Here is a 17,104-nt window from a genome sequence, read left to right as displayed (position 1 = left end):
TCGGGGGGTACCGGGCCGTTCGGGGCAGGGGAGCACGGCACGTACGCAGGAAGCGTCGCGCGACAGTGGCGTCCCCGGCCCGCCCGCGAGGCCCGGAAGGTGGTTCTCGTGCTGGCGCGGCCTCTGCGGGAGGGCCCGTGCGCACACCGTCGGCAGGTACTCGGACTCGCGGTGCGGCTGCTGGAGCCGCCCGCTCACCGCTGCGGGGCAGTCCCGGATTCGCACCGGGTTCCCCTGCATCGACAGCAGGATTGAGCATACATCTAGTGGTGTCTCTCTGATGCGACCCCACATGTAGTACGGCGCGGTGTGTCGGAGCGATAACCGGGGGTGCCGGGAGGAGGCGGGTCGTGGCCTTGGGGCGCCTCGGATCCGGGCTCCCGGCGCCCCGATTCCGAGCCCCTGGCGCCCTGATTCCGGGCCCCGTCGTCCTGGTTTCGATACGGAACGGTCACCGGGCGGACCGGTTGCCGGGGGCATGCCCTACGATCTGGGCGCATGAGCGGGCGAAGCGCCGAGGGGCGCGTTTCGCGAAGCGATCATCGAGCGAAGCGAGGGGGCGCGTGAGCGACGGAACTGGCGCACCCGGGCAGGGTCCGCAGGGAACGCCTCCCACCGGGCCGGGAGGCGCGCACGGTCAGCAGCCGCCGGTGGTGCCCGGTCCGGTGTTGCCGCCGAGCGGGGGCTTCGGGCCGCCGCCGGCCTCGTACGGGCCCCCGGTGCCGCCCGCGCCGCCGGTGGCGCAGCCCGGTCCGCCGGGGCAGCCTCCGCTGCCGCAGCCGGGGCAGCAGTGGCAGCCGAACCCCCAGGCGTACCCCCAGCAGCACCCGCAGGCACACTCCCAGCCGCATCCCCAGCAGCACCCGCAGTCGTACCCGCAGCCCCAGGCGCCGCAGCGCTCCGAGCCGAACTGGGAGGCGCTGGCGGACCGCAACGCGGCGGACGGCAAGCGCCGCCGCCGGCTGCGGGCCCTCGGCGTGGCGGTCGGGGTCGTCGTGGTCGGCGGACTGATCGCGGGCGGGGCGGTGCTGCTGACGAAGGGCGGCGACGACAAGCCGGTCGCCGGGCCGGTCACCTCGGCCTCCAGCCGGCCGTCCTCCGCCGCATCGGGTGCCGCCCAGAGCGCCGCGCCCAGTGCCGCCGCGACCCCGGGCGGGAACCCGTCCGGCACCCCGGGCGGCGCGCCGGACGACCCGTCGAAGCCGATCTGGGAGGCCGCCACCGACCCGGCGCCGCAGGACGCGGGGGCACTGTTCTCCGCGCTCCAGGTGACGGTCAACGGCGCCACCTGGAACCGGACCTTCGTCTCGCTGGACTCGCCCTGCTGGGACGGGAACTCGACGACCGGCGGGCTCGGCAAGGTCCTCGGTGACCAAGGCTGCCAGAAGGTGCTCCGGGCGACCTACGTCTCCGGCGACAGCGCGGTGACCGTCGGTGTGGCGGTCTTCGACCACAAGATCCAGGCCGAGACCTCGATGAAGAGCTACACCGGCCACCTCAAGGGCGCCGTCGCGCCGGGCGCGCCGGCCTTCTGCGCCACCCCGGGCTGCACCAACACGCACAACACCCTGGGCCGGTACGCCTACTTCACGGTCGAGGGCTCGGCGAAGGGCGGCGACGCCGCCGACTCCGCCGCCACCGCGGCGGCCGCCGGCTTCGGCGAGCACGTGAAGGGCCAGCTGCTCCAGCGCGCCAAGGCCGCAGCCGCGGCCGCGCCGGGGGCGCCGGGGGCCGCCGCGGCCGGCTGATCCGCCGTGACACCCCGGCACCGGCGGGTTCGCTCGCCGGTGCCGGGGGAGTGTGGCAGGCTCTCGGGGCAGTCATTCGCACGAGTGTTCCGGTTGTGTCCGCCTGGGCCGGTGCCGGCGAGCAACCGGAGGAGCGGTCCGTGGCCCTGCCCAGAGCCCTGCGCGGCAAGCCCGCCGTCCTGGCCGCGGCCGGGGTCGTGGTGGCCGCGGGCGCCGTGGCGCTGTTGCAGCGCGACGGCCGGGCCGACGGCGAACGGCCCGCCCGCGTCCCGGTGACGGTCGGCCTCCCCGGCCGCACCCTGCCGCCGGAGGTCGGCCGGGACCTGCTCGCCCGGGACCCGCAGGCCTCGCCGAACGCCCGGGCCGTCCAGCAGCTGCTCGCCGACCTGGAGGGCCGGGCCCGCACCGGGCAGAGCGGCGGGACGGTGATCGGCCAGCACGTCGAGGCGCACAACGAGCGCAACAACCCCGAGTACGGCGACTACCGCGGCACCAAGCAGGTCGGCTACTACTACAAGAAGGCCGCCGACCTCACCGGCAAGCTGCCCGGCTTCGTCGAGACCGACCTCGGCCCCGGCTACGGCCAGACCGGCTGGGGCGTCGGCGACCCGCGCTCCTACTCGGCCGGACGGTGGCCCACCTGCCGGCCCGGCTGGCAGTACACCGACGACGCCGTCGACCTGCTCTCCGCCGTCTGGTCCGGTCACCCGCGCGCCGACGACGGCACGTACGGCACGGCCGGCGTCCAGCGCAACTGCGACGGCACCACCACCGAACTGCCCGACAACGGCGGGGGGCCGGCCGGGATCGTCGGCATGTCCTTCCACCAGCCCTACCCCGGTTCGGACGTCAAGTCCTTCGAGCAGGTGCTCTGTTCGAACTCCCCGGCCGCGAAGGACAAGGGCTGGTTCGGCCGGGTCGTCGACAGCGCGCACGACACGCCCGAGTACCGCGCGCTGATGACCGACCTGTCCTACCTGGCCGACCACCTGGAGTACCTGGCCGCCCACGACGTGCCGGTGCTGCTGCGCCCGTACCACGAGATGAACGTGCAGGACTGCTCCCGCAGGTTCTGGTGGTCGGGCCAGAAGCCGGCCGACTACCAGGCGCTGTGGCGGATCACCTACCGCTACCTGGTGGAGACCAGGGGCCTGCACAACCTGCTGTTCGTCTGGACGCCGGTGTCCTGGGACGGAGCCCCCGGCGCGGACCCGTGGGACTACTACCCGGGCTCGCAGTACGTCGACGTGGTCGGGGTGGACGACTACAGCGGCAGCCCCGCGCACCCGATCGGCACCGGCGAGGTGTGGACCAAGCGGTACTACGACGGGCTCGCCGGCTACGACAAGCCGCGGATCCTGGCCGAGTCCTTCGCCGTCCCGGTCAACTCCCGCCAGCCGGACACGCTGCGGCGCACGCCCTGGACGATCTGGACGGTCTGGGGGCAGTCGCTCACCTCGGACAACCTGACGCCGGATCAGCCGCGCAACTCCGGCGCGGACGTCAACGCCACCTACCACAGCCCGCTGGCGCTCACCGGCGGCGCCGGGCCGTTCGGCGCGAACGTCGACTGGGGTGGCCTGCACGTTCGTTGAGCCGTTCCGCAGGTCCGCCGAGCGGCCCCGCAGGCCCGTCGAACCGGGCGCCGTGAGGTGCGCTACAGCGCCGAATTCCCTTGAACGGCTGGAATACCGTGTCCGTTGTGCCGTGTGGCATCCTGTGGCGGCGAAGCCGAGGGGCTGACGCCGGGACGGGCCCGGCGGGGCGGGGGTGCGGGATGGGACAGGTGCGTGCGATGCGCGCGGCCGGCGGCATCGCCGTCGGCTGGGGCGCGGTGCTGCTCGCTTGGGCGGCGTACAACTGCTTCGGCCAGGTCGGGTTCGCGACCTACCTCAAAGGCATCTTCTACTACGGCGGCACCTCGGTGGACGCCGAGACCGGCAGCCTCAACTACGGCCTGATCTACCTGCTTTCGGGAATCCTGCTGCTGCGCGGGCGCGGCTGGGCGCTCGGGGTGGCGGCCGGCGTCGCGCTGGTCGAGGGGTACAACCGGGTGCGCAGCCTGACCGGCGCGCTGCTGGACAAGCCGCAGCGGGAGTGGTTCACCAGCACCACCGAGGGCGGGCTCAAGCTTGCGACCTTCGCGCTCGGCGTGGCCGTCACCGCGGCGCTGATCCTGCTGCTGGCCCGGCTGAAGTGGCGGGAGCAGCGGGCACCGGAGGCCGCCGCGGCGCCGGGCGGCCAGGTGCACTGGTCGCTGCTGCAGACGATCCCGGCCGAGCCGGCCCCGGGCCGGCAGCCGTTCCAGCAGCCGCCGTTCCAGCACCAGCCCGCCTGGCCGCAGCAACAGCAGCAGCAGCAACAGCAACAGCAGCAGGCCGCCTGGCCGGCGCAGCCGCCGTTCCAGCAGCAGCCGCAGCCCGCGTGGCCGCAGCAGCCCCCGACCCCGCAGCCGCAGTCGCAACCCACTGCCTGGCCGCAGCCGGCGCCGGCCCAGCCTTCGCAGCCGGTGCCGTACGCGCAGCAGCAGCAGCCCGCCCAGCCGGCCCCGCACCCGTCGACGCTCGCCCAGCAGCCGTGGCCCGCCGCGCCGCCGGTGACGCCCGGTCCGGTCGCCCCCGGCCCGGTCGTGCCCCCGGCCGACCGCCCGCCGGCCGACCGCCCGCCGCAGGACCGCCCGCCGCAGGCCTGAACCTCCGCAGCCCCGGACCGCCCACGAACGACCCGGCTCCTGCAAGGGATCGGCCGGACACCAGACGAGGAGCGACTTTCGCCATGCCATCGACAGCCCCCGCACGGACGGTGCTCACCACGTCCCGCGAGGCCGCCCGGCTCGCCGAGCGACAGATGTCGTGGAAGCCCCGGGTCCTCCCGTTCTACTTCTCCTTCACGGTCATCTTCGCCTTCTCGGTCTGGGCCTACGTGCCCAACCCCACCCCGCTCGGCTGGACGATCACCATCCTGTGGGGGATGCCGGTGTTCGGCGTCCTGATCGGCTTCCAGGGCGTGCTGATGGTCCGCCGCCGGCTGCGCCAGGTGAGCCGGATGACGCCGGCCGTGCCGGTCGAGGACGACTTCCTGATCGTGCTGGTGCCGACCATCGGCCGCCACGACACCTATCCGGCGCTGGAGCGCTCGGTGCTCTCGTACGTCGAGCACCTGCCGGCCTACTTCCCGTGGATGCGGGTGGACGTCCTCACCGAGGAGGGCTGCGCGGCCGCCGAGAAGATCGACGGGCTGGCCGCCCGCAACCCGCTGATCCGGGTGGTGACCGTGCCGAAGGCCTACGAGACGGCCAACGGCACCAAGTTCAAGGCCCGCGCCAACCACTACTCGCACGAGCTGCGGATCGAGGAGGGCGAGGCCGAGGACGACGTCTGGGTGCTGCACATGGACGACGACACCGGCGTCGGCCCGGACACCGCCGCCGCCGTCGCGCAGTTCGTCAACCGGCAGCGCCGGGCCGGGGACGACGCCAAGCACATGGCGCAGGGCATCCTGACGTACCCGCGGGAGAACGCCGTCTCCACCTTCACCTGGCTCGCCGACGCGATCCGCCCGGCCGACGACATCGCCCGCTTCCGCGCGATGACCGGCACCGGCACCCCGATCGCCGGCGTGCACGGCGAACTGCTCCTGATGCGTTCCTCGGTGGAGGCCACCATCGGCTGGGACTTCGGCCCGAAGACCATCGTCGAGGACGCCCAGATGGCGCTGAACTTCTGCCAGCGCTACCCGGGCCGCAGCGACTGGTTCAACGGGCGCTGCTACGGCGCCTCGCCGGCCGGCGTCAAGGACTTCCTCAAGCAGCGCGAGCGCTGGGCCTGGGGCCTGGTCGCGCTCTGCTTCAACAGGACGATCCCGCTGCGGTACCGGCTGTTCATCGGGATGGGCATGGTCAGCTGGGTGCTCGGCCCGCTCCAGCACGTCGGCCTGGTGCTGCTGGTCGCCTGGTTCACCGGCACCTGGAACACCTCCCCGGTCACCCAGTCCGTGGTGCTGGTCTGGTCGATCAACTTCGCCTACGTCATCTGGACGTACTGGGAGGGCCTGCGCCTGAACGTCGTCGCCTCGGCGAACCACCGGCGCAAGTGGTGGGAGCCGATCGTCGTGGTGGCGGCCATCCCGCTGTTCTCCTTCCTGGAGGGCTGGGGCGGCCTGCGCGGGCTGGTCAAGTTCCTCAAGGGCGAGGAGAACAAGTTCGTCGTCATCGCCAAGCCGGCCTGATCGGAGGTCACCGCTGTGAAGCGCCCCGCCATCTTCATCCTGCCGACCGTGGTGGTCGCCGTCACCGTCGCCGTCCCGGTGGTCTGGGGGGACCACCCGCTCAAGTTCGTCCACCAGCGCCCGACCGCCGTGCACTGGGCCGGCTCCGCGACCGAGCAGGGCCGGGTCTGGGGCTTCGGCAAGGACGCGCCGCCGGCCGAGGACACCGGCCCCAAGGTGGCCCGCCCGTGGGCCAAGGGCAGCCCCGAGTGGGGCGTGCAGGTGTACTGGCTGGACGATCCGGCGGACCCGGACAACTTCGTCCAGGGCAAGGTCGACCGCATCGTCAAGTACGTGGTCGGGCTGAATGCCAACTCCCTGTCGGTGACCTTCCCGTACTACACGACGGGCACCAGGTCGAACGCCGTCGCCGCCCGGCCGACCACCCCCACCCCGGAGCGGCTGGCCCTGCTGCTGGACGCCGCCCACCGGGCGGGCCTGCGCACCACCATCCGTCCGATCATGGACGAGGACGTCTTCGACTACCTCAACACCCTCAAGTGGCGCGGCAACATCGCGCCGACCGACCGGGACGCCTGGTTCGCCAGCTACGCCGCCTTCCTGGCGCCCTACCTGAAGACCGCCCAGGAGCACTCCGCGGCCGAGGTCACCATCGGCACCGAGTTCAACTCGCTGGAGGGCGACCCGCGGTGGCCCGGTCTCATCGACCAGGCGCGGAAGACCTTCCACGGCGAGCTGGTGTACGACGCGAACTTCGACAACTGGTCCAAGGGCCCGATAGCGGTCCCGGCGGACGGCACGGGCGTGGACGCCTACCCGCCGGCCAAGTCGGCCGGTGACGACGCCCCGGTCGCCGACCTGAAGGCCAGCTGGAACGCCTGGCTCGACAAGCGCGGCAGCGGTCCGCAGCCGACCACCAAGCTCACCGAGGTGGGCATCCCGGCGCAGAAGGGCGCCTACAAGACGCCCGGCGAGTACTACAAGAAGACCGAGCTGAACGAGGCCGTCCAGGCGACCTGGTTCACCGCGGTCTGCCAGGTGGCGCAGGAGCGCAAGCTGCGCGGACTGTACTTCTGGTCGCTGTACTTCGGCATCGACCCGAACCTGCCGACCAACCAGGACACCCCGCGGATGGACTACGCCGGGCGCCCGGCCTCCGAGCAGGCGATCCGCGACTGCTTTGCGCAGACCTACGAACTGCCGCCGTCCTAGGCCCCGGTTACGGCGTGGTCCGGCCGGGCTTGGCCGAACTCGGCTGGCCCGTGGACTTGGTGGCCGTCGGAGTCGGCGTGGGCGTGGGTGCGGGCGTCGGTGTCGAGGTCGGTGTCGGGGCGGCCGTGGGCGGCCCCGCCGGCGGTCCGGTCAGCCCGTCCGCGATCTGCTGCTCGAGCCACGGCGTCACGAACCGCATGCCGGCCGGAGTGAGGTGCACCCCGTCGTTGGCGGGGGTGACCCAGTGGCCGTCGCGGTCCCTCCACACGCAGGTCTCGTACGGGCAGAAGAAGGTGTTGAGGTCGACCAGCCGGACGGCGCCGGCGGTGGCCTTCACGTAGGCGGCGACCTGCTGGTCGTAACAGGTGCCCCAGCCCTTGTTGATGGCGCCGTTCTCGACCCGTTCGTTCATCAGCAGCACCCGGGCGCCGGGCGCGCGGCGACGGACCTGGTCCACGGCCTGGGTGAGCTGGACGGTGTAGCGGCTCCGGTAGTCCTCCTCGCAGGGGCTGAGCCAGCTGCCGTCGAGGTACTGCTCGGCGGCGTCCCAGCCGAGGTGGATCACGACGGCCTGCGGGGCGGCGCCGGTGAGCTGCCGGTCCCACGCGGCGGCCCGGTCGCGGCACTCCCGGCTGGTGTCGAACTCCTCGCCGGAGGTGGTGCGCACCTTGTCCGGGTCGAACACGCCGCAGCCGCTGATCCCGCCGTCGACCACCCGGTAGCGGTCGCCGTGCCGGTAGAGGCCGGTGGCGAGGTCCTGGGCGAAGGAGTCGCCGAGGACGAGGACCGCGGGCTTGCCGCCCGGCCCGGACCGCATGTCGTACTGGACCCAGGCGGGCAGGTACCAGGCGCCGGTGGTGGCCACCGCCGTGGCGACGGCCAGCAGCGGGACGGCCGGGAAGGCCCGCCAGCGCAGCACCCGCAGCTTCTCGGTGCCGGTGTGCATCAGCCAGGCCAGCACCCAGGAGAGCGGCGCGCCGATGGCGAGCAGCAGTTGCGGCGAGATGTCGTCGACGTAGTGCTGGAGCAGCCAGTACACCGGCAGGTGCAGCAGGTAGAGGCTGTAGGAGATGGTGCCGGTGAGCCGCAGCGGGGGCAGCGACAGCAGCCGGACCAGCGGGCCCCGGTCGTGGCAGAGCGAGGCGGCGAGGACGGCGGCCAGCGCCGCGACCACGGCCAGCCCGCCCTGGTAGAGCAGCGGCTCGTGGTAGCCGCTGACGGACAGGCTGGCCCAGACCACGCCGCCGAGGGCCGCGGTCCCGAGCAGGGCGGGCGCCAGGGTGCCGGCCGCTGAGGAGCGGTCGAGCAGGCGCCGCCGGGAGCGGGTGGCGCGGTCGCCGTCGGGGGCCGCCGCGCGGACCTGGCGGCGCAGCCGCAGGTAGACGGCGAAGGCGGCGGTGGCGCCGGCCGCGAAGCCGACCGCGCGGGTCTCGGTGCCGAGGTAGAGGCGGTCGCTGTTGTCGCCGTTCCACAGCAGCGGGGCGGCGAGCGCGGCGACGACGAACAGCCCGGCGGTGACGACGCCGGTCGCGCGCAGCGAGCGGCGGCAGAGGCCGAAGACCGCGAGCAGCAGCAGCGGCCAGAGCGCGTAGAACTGCTCGGTGATGCTGAGCGACCACATGGCCGCGAGCGGGTCGATGGAGGCGAAGTGCTGCCAGTAGGCGTCGCCGCGGGCCAGTTGGGCCCAGTTGGCGACCTGGCCGAGCGCGGCGAGCGCCTGCGGGCGGAGGTCCCTGACGTCCCGTAGCGGGCTGACCAGTGCGGACAGCGCGACGACGAGGAGGACGGTGGCGAGCAGTCCGGGCAGCAGCCGCTTGGCCCGGCGGCGGTAGAAGACGCCGAGCCGGATGCCGTCGGTGCGGTCCAGTTCGCGGATCAGCACCAGGGTCACCAGGAAGCCGGAGAGGACGAAGAAGACGTCCACGCCGAACAGGCCGTTCTGGAACCAGTTGGTGTGGTAGAGCAGGACGGAGGCGATGGCGAGGCCGCGCAGCCCGTCGACCGCGGGGAAGCGGACGGAGGGCGGCAGCGGCCCGCGCGGCCGGGGCGTCGGTGCGGGGATCGCGTAGCGGCTGGTGGCCGGGGGCTCGATGCCCCGGGAGGTGCGCATGTCCTGGAGCGTGGGGCCGCTCGCGGGCGTGCCGAGGCGGGGCCCGTCGTCCATGTGGTGCGTCCCCCCGGGATCGGTCGGCTGCCGCGACGTGGCATCAGACGTGATCTGTGGTTTATATCAAAAGACGTCCGTTGATCGTCTGTTGGTCACCGGGGAGGAGGGGGGCCGACGGCGCCCCGGCCGGGCTCAGAACGCCAGGCTGTAGACCATCAGGTCCATGCCCGGGTACGGGGACCAGTCGCGCTCGGGGGTGCGGCGGAAGCCGGTCCGCTCGTAGACGCGGTGGGCGGCGGTCATCTGCGGGCGGGTGGAGAACGCCATGCCGTCCAGGCCGAGTTCGCGGCTGCGGGCGATGGTGGCGCGGACCAGGGCCTCGCCGACGCCCCGGCCGCGGGCGGCCGCGGCGGTGGCGAGCATCCGGATCTCGCCCTCGCGCGGGCCGGCGATGTCGGCCCACTCGGTGCCGCCGACGGCGTAGGTCACGCAGCCGAGGACCCGTCCTTCGGCCTGGTCGACCGCGACCAGGAGTTCGGCCTCCCGGGCCCGGCGGGCGGCGTCGCGCAGGAGCTCGACGTAGCTGCTCTCGGGCGAGGTGTGGCCGTCGCCGACGAAGGCCTCGACGGTGATGCGGCCGGCGTCGTCGAGGTCCTCCGGAAGGGCCTGGCGGATGAGGATGTCCATCCCGTCAGTGTGCCGGAGCCGTCCGGGGTGGTGATCTCCGGGGTGGCCCGGACCGGGAGGGTGGCCGGGTCGGCGGAGGGGCGCAGCGAGGCGGCGGGCATGGTGCCGTACAGCCGGTCCAGGCGTTCCGGGCCGGCGGGGTAGCCGCCCGGGCGGTGCCAGTTGTCGCGGCCGGTGGCGGCGCTGCGGGCGACCTCCCGGCCGATCAGGGTGCCGAGCAGGCCGAAACTGCCGACGGCCCCGACCAGGGCGAATGCGCTTGCGAGAGTCCCGGTGTCCATGGCTCCACTCTGGCCGGGCGGCGCGGCGGCCACGAGTGGCAGGAATGACTGATCCCATCGAAAAACTGCCATCCGGCCCTTCCGTCCCCGGTGCCCGCCGGGGCATCCTGGGCGGCATGCTGAAGAACGTGGTCGCGGTGGTGCTGGAGGAGATCCACCCCTTCGAGCTCGGTGTGGCCTGCGAGGTCTTCGGCCTCGACCGGACGGCCGACGGCCTGCCCGGGTACGACTTCGCGATCGCCGGCGCCCGCCCCGGGCCGCACACGACGCACTCCGGGTTCGCGGTGGACGTCCCGCACGGCCCCGAGCGGCTGGCCGGGGCCGACCTGGTGGTGGTCACCGCGACGACGATCCGCCCGGAGTACCCGGAGCCGCTGCTGGCGGGGCTGCGCTCGGTGGTGGCGGACGGCGGCAGGGTGCTGTCCATCTGCAGCGGTGCCTTCGTGCTCGGCGCCGCCGGGCTGCTGGACGACCGCCGCTCCACCACCCACTGGCGGCACAGCGAGGACCTGGCCCGGCGCTTCCCGCGGACCGCCGTCGAGCCGGACGTGCTGTACGTGGACGACGACCCGGTGATCACCTCGGCCGGGACGGCCGCCGGCATCGACGCCTGCCTGCACCTGGTGCGCAAGGTGCAGGGTGCCGAGGTGGCCCGGGGGATCGCCCGCCGGATGGTGGTGGCGCCGCACCGGGAGGGCGGGCAGGCCCAGTTCGTGAGCCGCCCGCTGCCCGGCGGCGACGGCGACTCGCTGGCGCCGCTGCTCGACTGGATGCGCCACCACCTGGACCGGGACTGCACCGTCGAGCAGTTGGCCGCCAGGGTCCACATGTCCCCGCGCACCTTCGCCCGCCGCTTCCAGCAGGAGACCGGTACCACGCCGCACCGCTGGCTGACCGGGCAGCGGGTGCTGCTCGCCCAGCGGCTGCTGGAGTCCACCGCCGAGCCGGTGGACGCGATCGCCGCCCGCTGCGGCTTCGGCAACGCGGCCGCGCTGCGGCACCACTTCGGGCGCCGGCTGGGGACCACGCCGCTGGCCTACCGGCGCTGCTTCGCCGGCCCGGACGACGAGGCGCGACCGGACGAGACGGTGTGACCGGACGACGAGGCGTGACCGGCCGAGGAAGTGCGACCGGACGAAGGAGTGCGACCGGACGAGGGAGTGCGGCGGCGCGTCAGTTCCCCGGGGCGAGGTGGTCGACGCTGTTCCAGCGGTCCGGGTGCAGCCGCCCGTCCTGGGCGCGCCACAGGCTGGTGGAACAGTTGCGCACCGGCGCGAGCGCGGTGAGCCGTTCCTCGGTGAGCCGCTCCAGCACGTAGCGCAGCATCAGCACCGTGCAGTCGTGCGCGACCAGCAGGACGGCCCGCCCGGCCTCCTCCTCGCAGACGTCCCGCAGCAGGCTGCGCACCCGCAGCGCGACGTCGGCCCAGGACTCGCCGCCGGGCGGCCGGTAGTACAGCTCGCCCATCTTGCGCCGCCGGGCGGACTCCTCCGGGTGCTTGGCCTCGATCGCGGCCCGCGTCAGCATCTCCAGGACGCCCAGCTCGCGGTCGCGCAGCCGTTCGTCGTGGCGCACGGCGAGGGTGACCGGGACGGCGCCGAGCCCGGCGGCCTGGGCGAGCGCGATCCGGGCGGTCTCGGTGGTGCGCACGTACGGCGAGCACCAGACGCTGCGCGGGCGGTCGGCGCTGGGCAGGGCGGCCCACCAGCGGCCGAGCGCCTGGGCCTGCTGCTGGCCGTGCAGCGACAGCGGGATGTCGGCGTCCCGGCAGCTGATCGGGACGCTGAGCGCGCCGGCGGCCTCGGCCAGCTGGAACTCGACGTTGGCGGTGGACTCGCCGTGCCGGGTGGCGATCAGCACGGACGGCAGCCGGGTGGCCGACACCGGGCGGTGGGTGGTGAGGTGGTGCGGGCTCTGGGTGGACTGGTGCTGGCCGTTGAGGGTGGTGCCGAGTTCTGCCATGGCCGCGTGCTCCCCGTGGGTCGATCAGTTGCCGGCCGGTCGCCGGTCCGGTCTGGTGGTGCCCTGCGAAGGCGGCTGTTCATACATATGATCGCGCCGCCTTCTCCAGTGTTCACGGAGAGGGCGGCGCGATCACAGGGCGCGTGCGGCGCGAATCAGTGCGCCGCTACGGGCTCCGGCGCGTTCTTCGGCTCCTCGTCGCCGGCCTCGGCGCTGTAGTCGGCGGGCCTGGTCTCGTCCGGGCCCTCGGGCGCCTTGACGGCGCGCAGCACCAGGGTGAGCGCCACCGCGACGATCAGGTTGAGCGCGAAGGCGGTCAGGCCGATGTAGCCGATCTCGCCGATGCCGGGGATCGCGGCCGCGTTGCCGCCGAAGTGCTTGGTGGCGGGGCTCGCGATGCCGTAGGCCTTCCAGGTGCCGTAGGCCATGCCGGCCGCCCAGCCGGCGAACAGCGCCCAGTGGTGGAACCAGCGGGTGAACAGGCCGCCGACGATCGCCACGAAGGTCTGCAGGATCCACAGGCCGCCGAGCAACTGGAGGTTGATCGCGGCCTGCTTGTCCATGCCGAGCACGAAGACCAGCGCGCCGACCTTCACCAGCAGCGAGACCAGCTTGGCGATCCGGGTCTCGTCCGCCGGGGTGGCGGCGGGCTTCAGCCACTCCTTGTAGACGTTGCGGGTGAACAGGTTGGCCGCCGCGATCGACATGATGGCGGCCGGCACCAGCGCGCCGATCCCGATCGCCGCGAAGGCCACGCCGGTGAACCAGTCCGGGAACATGTCGGCGAACAGCTGCGGCACGGACAGCTGGGCGTTGAACTTCTTGTCGCCCTTGCCGACGCCCGCCGCGATGGCCATGAAGCCGAGCAGCGCCAGCAGGCCCAGCATCAGCGAGTACGCGGGCATGATCGCCATGTTGCGGCGCACCGTGGCGCGGGACTTGGAGGCCAGCACGCCGGTCACCGAGTGCGGGTACATGAACAGCGCCATCGCCGAGCCCAGCGCCAGCGTCGCGTACGTCCACTGCTTGTCGCCCGGGAGGGTCAGCGAGCCGGCGGACTTGGGGGCGCTGAACTTGTGCGCGGCCGCGTCGAAGATGTGCCCGTAGCCGCCGAGCCGGATCGGGATGTAGATCACCGCGACGATGATCACGATGTAGATCAGGGCGTCCTTGACGAAGGCGATCAGCGCCGGGGCGCGCAGCCCGGAGGAGTAGGTGTACGCGGCCAGCACGCCGAAGGCGAGGAACAGCGGCAGGTCCTTGACGAACCAGTTGGCGTTCTCGCCGCCGCCGACGCCCAGCACGTCCAGCACCGCCTGGATGCCGACGAGTTGGAGCGCGATGTACGGCATGGTGGCCAGGATCCCGGTCAGCGCGACGACCAGGGAGAGCGGCCGCGAGCCGTACCGGCCGCGGACGAAGTCGGCCGGGGTGACGTACCCGTGCACCCGGGAGACCGACCAGAGCCGGGGCAGGAAGAGGAAGACCAGCGGGTAGGCGACGATCGTGTACGGCACCGCGAAGAAGCCCGCCGCGCCGGTCGCGTAGACCGCCGCCGGGACGGCGACGAAGGTGTACGCGGTGTAGAGGTCGCCGCCGAGCAGGAACCAGGTGACCCAGGTCCCGAAGCTGCGGCCGCCCAGGCCCCACTCGTCCAGGTGCGCCGCGTCGTCCGCGCGCCGCCAGCGGGCGGCGAGGAAGCCCATCACGGTGACCAGGACGAAGAACAGCACGAAGACCGTGAGGGCCGGCACGTTGACGTGGCTCATCGCGCGCCACCCGCCTTCCGCGCCGCCTTGCGGGCCTTCTCGTCCCGGTTGATCAGCAGGTACGCGGCCACGGTGAACACGGCCGACACCGGCACCCAGAGCAGCTGGTACCAGTAGAAGAACGGCACCCCGCCGACGCCCGGGTCGGTCTTGTCGTACGAGGACACCCACAGCATCGCGACGATCGGCACCAGCAGGGCGAGCCCGGCCAGCACCCGTTCGGGGGTCACCGCGGGCACCCGGTCCCCGGGTGGCTCGGGCATGACAGGTTCGACGGTATCGGGATCAGACGGCATCTTCGGCTCCGCTCCGGAGGGTTCTCCCCGTCGGCGCCGCAGCCCGCGGGGCACCGCACGCCCCCGCGAACCCGCCGAGCAGCACCATCGGTGATCGACAGTCAGTACGGCTGCGCAATCTAGGGCATGGAGTGATCCATGTCACCGGGGTCGGTGCGACTTCCCGCCATCCGGACGCCATCCGGCCGCATTCGACCGGTACTGCTCCTCCCGTGACGCGAACGGGCACCGGCGCGCGCGGGTCGCGCGCGCCGGTGCCCGTGGTGCGCGGGGGGAGTGCCCCGCCCGGACTGCTCCGCCCCGGACTGCTTCGCCTCGAACTGCTCCGTCCGGAACTGCTCCGCCCGGACTACTCGGGGCGCTTGAGCCGGGTGATGAACTTGTAGCGGTCGCCGCGGTAGATCGAGCGGACCCACTCCACCGGGTCGCCGTCGGCGTCGAAGGAGTGCCGGGAGAGCTGGAGCATCGGCAGCCCGAGGTCGGAGCCGAGCAGCCCGGCCTCGCGCGGGTTGGCGAGGGTGGTCTCGATGGTCTCCTCGGCCTCGGCCACGGTGACCCCGTACACCTCGCGCAGCGCCGCGTACAGCGAGTTGTGCTTGGCGAGGTTGCGCCGCAGCGCGGGGAAGCGCTTGGCGGACAGGTGGGCGACCTCGATGGCCATCGGGTCGCCGTTGGCCAGCCGCAGGCGCTCGATCCGCAGCACCCGGCCGCCGGGCTTGATGTCGAGCAGCGGGGCGAGCCGGTCGTCGGCGGTGATGTAGCCGATCTCGATCAGCCGCGAGGCGGGCTCCAGGCCCTGGGCCCGCATGTCCTCGGTGTAGGAGGTGAGCTGGAGGGCCTGGGCGACCTTGGGCTTGGCGACGAAGGTGCCCTTGCCCTGGATGCGCTCCAGCCGGCCCTCGACGACCAGTTCCTGCAGTGCCTGGCGCACGGTGGTGCGGGAGGTGTCGAACTGGGCGGCCAGCGCGCGCTCGGGCGGGACGGGGGTGCCGGCTGGCTGGGTCTCGGTGAGCTGGAGCAGGTGGCGCTTGAGACCGTAGTACTTGGGGACGCGCGCGGTCGGGTCGGCGCCGGCCTGCGTCGGGAGGTTTTTCACCTCGGGGTCGTTGACCTGGGCGGTGGTTCCCCCGTCGCTGCTCATCGGACCTGTTCTCCCGCTTCTCGCGGGGCCTTTACGGGCCCCGCCACATAGTTAACGGGTGACATCGTTGCATGTATGGCTACGGAACGAATACCTCATCACGCGATGAACGATGTGCGGTGTCGGCTTGATAACGGGTGGTCCGGATCGGTCGAACAGCCGTTGACAGGCCCATTGGTCTAGGCCAAGCTCCAGGCATCTGGTCTACACCACTAGGCCGGTCACTATGAATCCCCCCACCCGCTCGAAGGGGTCCGCGGCACCTTTCCCCCCGCTTTACGTGGGTCTGCCGCTGCCGCCCGACGGGGGTAACCCAGGCATCCCTCAGGAGGATGGCGTGAAGCGTCAGCTCATCGCGGCGGTCGGCGTCGCAGCAATGGTCGTCGGCCTGGCGGCCTGTGGCTCGGACGGCAAGAGCAAGGACAACGCCGGTTCGAACTCGTCGTCCGCGGCGGGCGCCAAGAACTACAGCGGCAAGACGCTGAAGGTGTGGCTGATGACCGGCTCCGCCCCGAAGGGCTGGACCGACGCGGTCAAGAGCGAGTTCGAGACCACCTACCCGGGCTCCAAGGTCGACTTCCAGATCCAGGAGTGGGACGGCATCGGTCAGAAGGTGACCGCCGCGCTGTCCGAGGGCTCGGTCGACGTCGTCGAGCTCGGCAACACCCAGACCTCCGGCTACGCGGCCTCGGGCGGCCTGCTCGACATCACCAAGGACAAGTCCGCCCTGGGCGGCGACGGTTGGAACGCCAACCAGAACGAGGCCGCCCAGCTGGACGGCAAGCAGTTCGCCGCCCCGTGGTGGGTCTCCAACCGCGTCGTCGCCTACAACAAGGACCTCTGGGCCAAGGCCCAGCTGACCGACGCGCCGAAGACCCTGGACGAGTTCTACGCCGACCTGGACAAGCTGAAGGCCACCGAGGGCGTCGTCGACCCGATCTACCTGCCGGGTCAGGAGTGGTACACCTACTTCGGTCTGCTCACCGGTGAGGGCGGCAAGATCGCCAAGAAGGACGGCGACAAGTGGGTCGGCGGCCTGTCCTCGCCCGAGGCGCAGAAGGCCTTCGAGACCTACAAGAAGCTGCAGGGCTACTCGGCCACCGGTCCGAAGGACAAGGACGAGGCCACCCCGCAGCAGAAGGACGTCTTCGGCAAGGGCAACGTCGGCACCATGATCGCCCTCGGCTGGGAGCTCCCGGCGGAGAAGGACATGCCGAAGGACAAGATCGGCTTCTTCCCGCTCCCGGGCAAGACCGCTGACAAGCCCTCCGGCGTCTTCCTCGGCGGCTCGAACCTGGCGATCGGTGCGCAGAGCAAGAACACCGACATGGCCAAGGACTTCCTGAAGATCGCCCTCAACGACAAGAACGAGGGTGCGGTCGCCGCCGCCGGCAACATCCCGAACAAGGCCGCGCTGAACAGCCAGCTCACCGGCGACTTCGCGAAGGCCGCCCAGTCCGCCTCGGCGGTCGGCGCGGTCACCCCGATCACCCCGAACTGGGCGAGCGTCGAGGACAAGCCGAACCCGATCAAGGAGTTCCTGACCGCCGCCCTCCAGGGTGGCGACTACGCGGCCACCGCGAAGAAGTACGACGACGAGATCGCGAAGCGGCTCAACCAGAAGCAGTAGGCACCGAGCGGCGTCGCTCACCGACCCCCGGCGGGGGGTCGGTG

At 72.5% G+C, this 17,104-nt stretch carries 13 protein-coding genes and 1 riboswitch; of the genes, 7 read left to right on the top strand and 6 right to left on the bottom strand.

Going from position 1 to position 17,104, the window contains the following annotated elements; translation table 11 throughout:
* Positions 1–133 precede the first annotated feature (133 nt).
* Positions 134–276, bottom strand: a riboswitch (cobalamin riboswitch).
* A 443-nt stretch (positions 277–719) separates the two neighbouring features.
* The 5 genes from ACFVTF_RS35240 (at position 720) to ACFVTF_RS35220 (ending at position 7,187) form a co-directional block, all read left to right on the top strand.
* Positions 720–1,748: a hypothetical protein gene (locus tag ACFVTF_RS35240; protein WP_387818084.1), complete on the top strand. Its 1,029-nt coding sequence runs from the start codon at positions 720–722 to the stop codon at positions 1,746–1,748.
* 140 nt (positions 1,749–1,888) lie between these two features.
* Complete coding sequence (locus ACFVTF_RS35235) at positions 1,889–3,343, top strand: glycoside hydrolase family 26 protein (protein WP_387818083.1); 1,455 nt, start codon at positions 1,889–1,891, stop codon at positions 3,341–3,343.
* Between the two features lie 182 nt (positions 3,344–3,525).
* Positions 3,526–4,440, top strand: a complete 915-nt coding sequence (locus ACFVTF_RS35230) for a hypothetical protein (protein WP_387818082.1) — start codon at positions 3,526–3,528, stop codon at positions 4,438–4,440.
* Between the two features lie 83 nt (positions 4,441–4,523).
* Positions 4,524–5,975 (top strand): glycosyltransferase family 2 protein, encoded by a 1,452-nt coding sequence (locus ACFVTF_RS35225; RefSeq protein WP_387818081.1) that lies wholly within the window; start codon positions 4,524–4,526, stop codon positions 5,973–5,975.
* Positions 5,976–5,990: 15 nt separating this feature from the next.
* Positions 5,991–7,187: a glycoside hydrolase family 113 gene (locus tag ACFVTF_RS35220; RefSeq protein ID WP_387818080.1), complete on the top strand. Its 1,197-nt coding sequence runs from the start codon at positions 5,991–5,993 to the stop codon at positions 7,185–7,187.
* 7 nt (positions 7,188–7,194) lie between these two features.
* On the opposite strand, the gene ACFVTF_RS35215 is transcribed toward ACFVTF_RS35220, so the two are convergent.
* Both ACFVTF_RS35215 and ACFVTF_RS35210 read right to left on the bottom strand, forming a co-directional pair.
* On the bottom strand, positions 7,195–9,351 hold the full coding sequence (locus ACFVTF_RS35215; RefSeq protein WP_387818079.1) for an acyltransferase family protein: 2,157 nt from the start codon (positions 9,349–9,351) through the stop codon (positions 7,195–7,197).
* 135 nt (positions 9,352–9,486) lie between these two features.
* On the bottom strand, positions 9,487–9,981 hold the full coding sequence (locus tag ACFVTF_RS35210) for a GNAT family N-acetyltransferase (RefSeq protein ID WP_371517178.1): 495 nt from the start codon (positions 9,979–9,981) through the stop codon (positions 9,487–9,489).
* 397 nt (positions 9,982–10,378) lie between these two features.
* Here ACFVTF_RS35210 and ACFVTF_RS35205 point away from each other — a divergent pair, with 397 nt between their 5' ends.
* Complete coding sequence (locus ACFVTF_RS35205; RefSeq protein WP_387818078.1) at positions 10,379–11,356, top strand: helix-turn-helix domain-containing protein; 978 nt, start codon at positions 10,379–10,381, stop codon at positions 11,354–11,356.
* Positions 11,357–11,435: 79 nt separating this feature from the next.
* Here the strand turns inward: ACFVTF_RS35205 and ACFVTF_RS35200 are convergent, their stop codons facing one another.
* The 4 genes from ACFVTF_RS35200 to ACFVTF_RS35185 form a co-directional block, all read right to left on the bottom strand.
* The gene (locus ACFVTF_RS35200; protein ID WP_387818077.1) at positions 11,436–12,224 is read right to left on the bottom strand and encodes a histidine phosphatase family protein; all 789 of its coding nucleotides are present in this window, start codon (positions 12,222–12,224) and stop codon (positions 11,436–11,438) included.
* 155 nt (positions 12,225–12,379) lie between these two features.
* The gene (gene mctP, locus ACFVTF_RS35195; protein ID WP_387818076.1) at positions 12,380–13,993 is read right to left on the bottom strand and encodes a monocarboxylate uptake permease MctP; all 1,614 of its coding nucleotides are present in this window, start codon (positions 13,991–13,993) and stop codon (positions 12,380–12,382) included.
* Positions 13,990–14,256 (bottom strand): DUF3311 domain-containing protein, encoded by a 267-nt coding sequence (locus tag ACFVTF_RS35190; protein ID WP_350879663.1) that lies wholly within the window; start codon positions 14,254–14,256, stop codon positions 13,990–13,992. The genes mctP and ACFVTF_RS35190 overlap by 4 nt, the downstream gene beginning before the upstream one ends.
* Positions 14,257–14,638: 382 nt before the next feature.
* On the bottom strand, positions 14,639–15,430 hold the full coding sequence (locus ACFVTF_RS35185; RefSeq protein ID WP_244293370.1) for a GntR family transcriptional regulator: 792 nt from the start codon (positions 15,428–15,430) through the stop codon (positions 14,639–14,641).
* Positions 15,431–15,767: 337 nt separating this feature from the next.
* Between ACFVTF_RS35185 and ACFVTF_RS35180 the strand changes: the two genes are divergently transcribed.
* Complete coding sequence (locus tag ACFVTF_RS35180; protein ID WP_363619340.1) at positions 15,768–17,060, top strand: extracellular solute-binding protein; 1,293 nt, start codon at positions 15,768–15,770, stop codon at positions 17,058–17,060.
* Positions 17,061–17,104: the final 44 nt, after the last annotated feature.

The sequence above is a fragment of the Kitasatospora sp. NPDC057940 genome (genome assembly GCF_042887425.1).
In the GTDB taxonomy this organism is placed as follows: Bacteria; Actinomycetota; Actinomycetes; order Streptomycetales; family Streptomycetaceae; genus Kitasatospora.
This window is presented reverse-complemented; position numbering and strand designations above follow the sequence as displayed.

Excerpts from the sequence above, each read along its gene's own strand:
- mctP (WP_387818076.1), bottom strand. The coding sequence starts at position 13,993 with ATGAGCCACGTCAACGTGCCGGCCCTCACGGTCTTCGTGCTGTTCTTC.
- ACFVTF_RS35190 (WP_350879663.1), bottom strand. The coding sequence starts at position 14,256 with ATGCCCGAGCCACCCGGGGACCGGGTGCCCGCGGTGACCCCCGAACGG.
- ACFVTF_RS35205 (WP_387818078.1), top strand. The coding sequence starts at position 10,379 with ATGCTGAAGAACGTGGTCGCGGTGGTGCTGGAGGAGATCCACCCCTTC.
- ACFVTF_RS35210 (WP_371517178.1), bottom strand. The coding sequence starts at position 9,981 with ATGGACATCCTCATCCGCCAGGCCCTTCCGGAGGACCTCGACGACGCC.
- ACFVTF_RS35200 (WP_387818077.1), bottom strand. The coding sequence starts at position 12,224 with ATGGCAGAACTCGGCACCACCCTCAACGGCCAGCACCAGTCCACCCAG.
- ACFVTF_RS35215 (WP_387818079.1), bottom strand. The coding sequence starts at position 9,351 with ATGGACGACGGGCCCCGCCTCGGCACGCCCGCGAGCGGCCCCACGCTC.
- ACFVTF_RS35225 (WP_387818081.1), top strand. The coding sequence starts at position 4,524 with ATGCCATCGACAGCCCCCGCACGGACGGTGCTCACCACGTCCCGCGAG.
- ACFVTF_RS35185 (WP_244293370.1), bottom strand. The coding sequence starts at position 15,430 with ATGAGCAGCGACGGGGGAACCACCGCCCAGGTCAACGACCCCGAGGTG.
- ACFVTF_RS35230 (WP_387818082.1), top strand. The coding sequence starts at position 3,526 with ATGGGACAGGTGCGTGCGATGCGCGCGGCCGGCGGCATCGCCGTCGGC.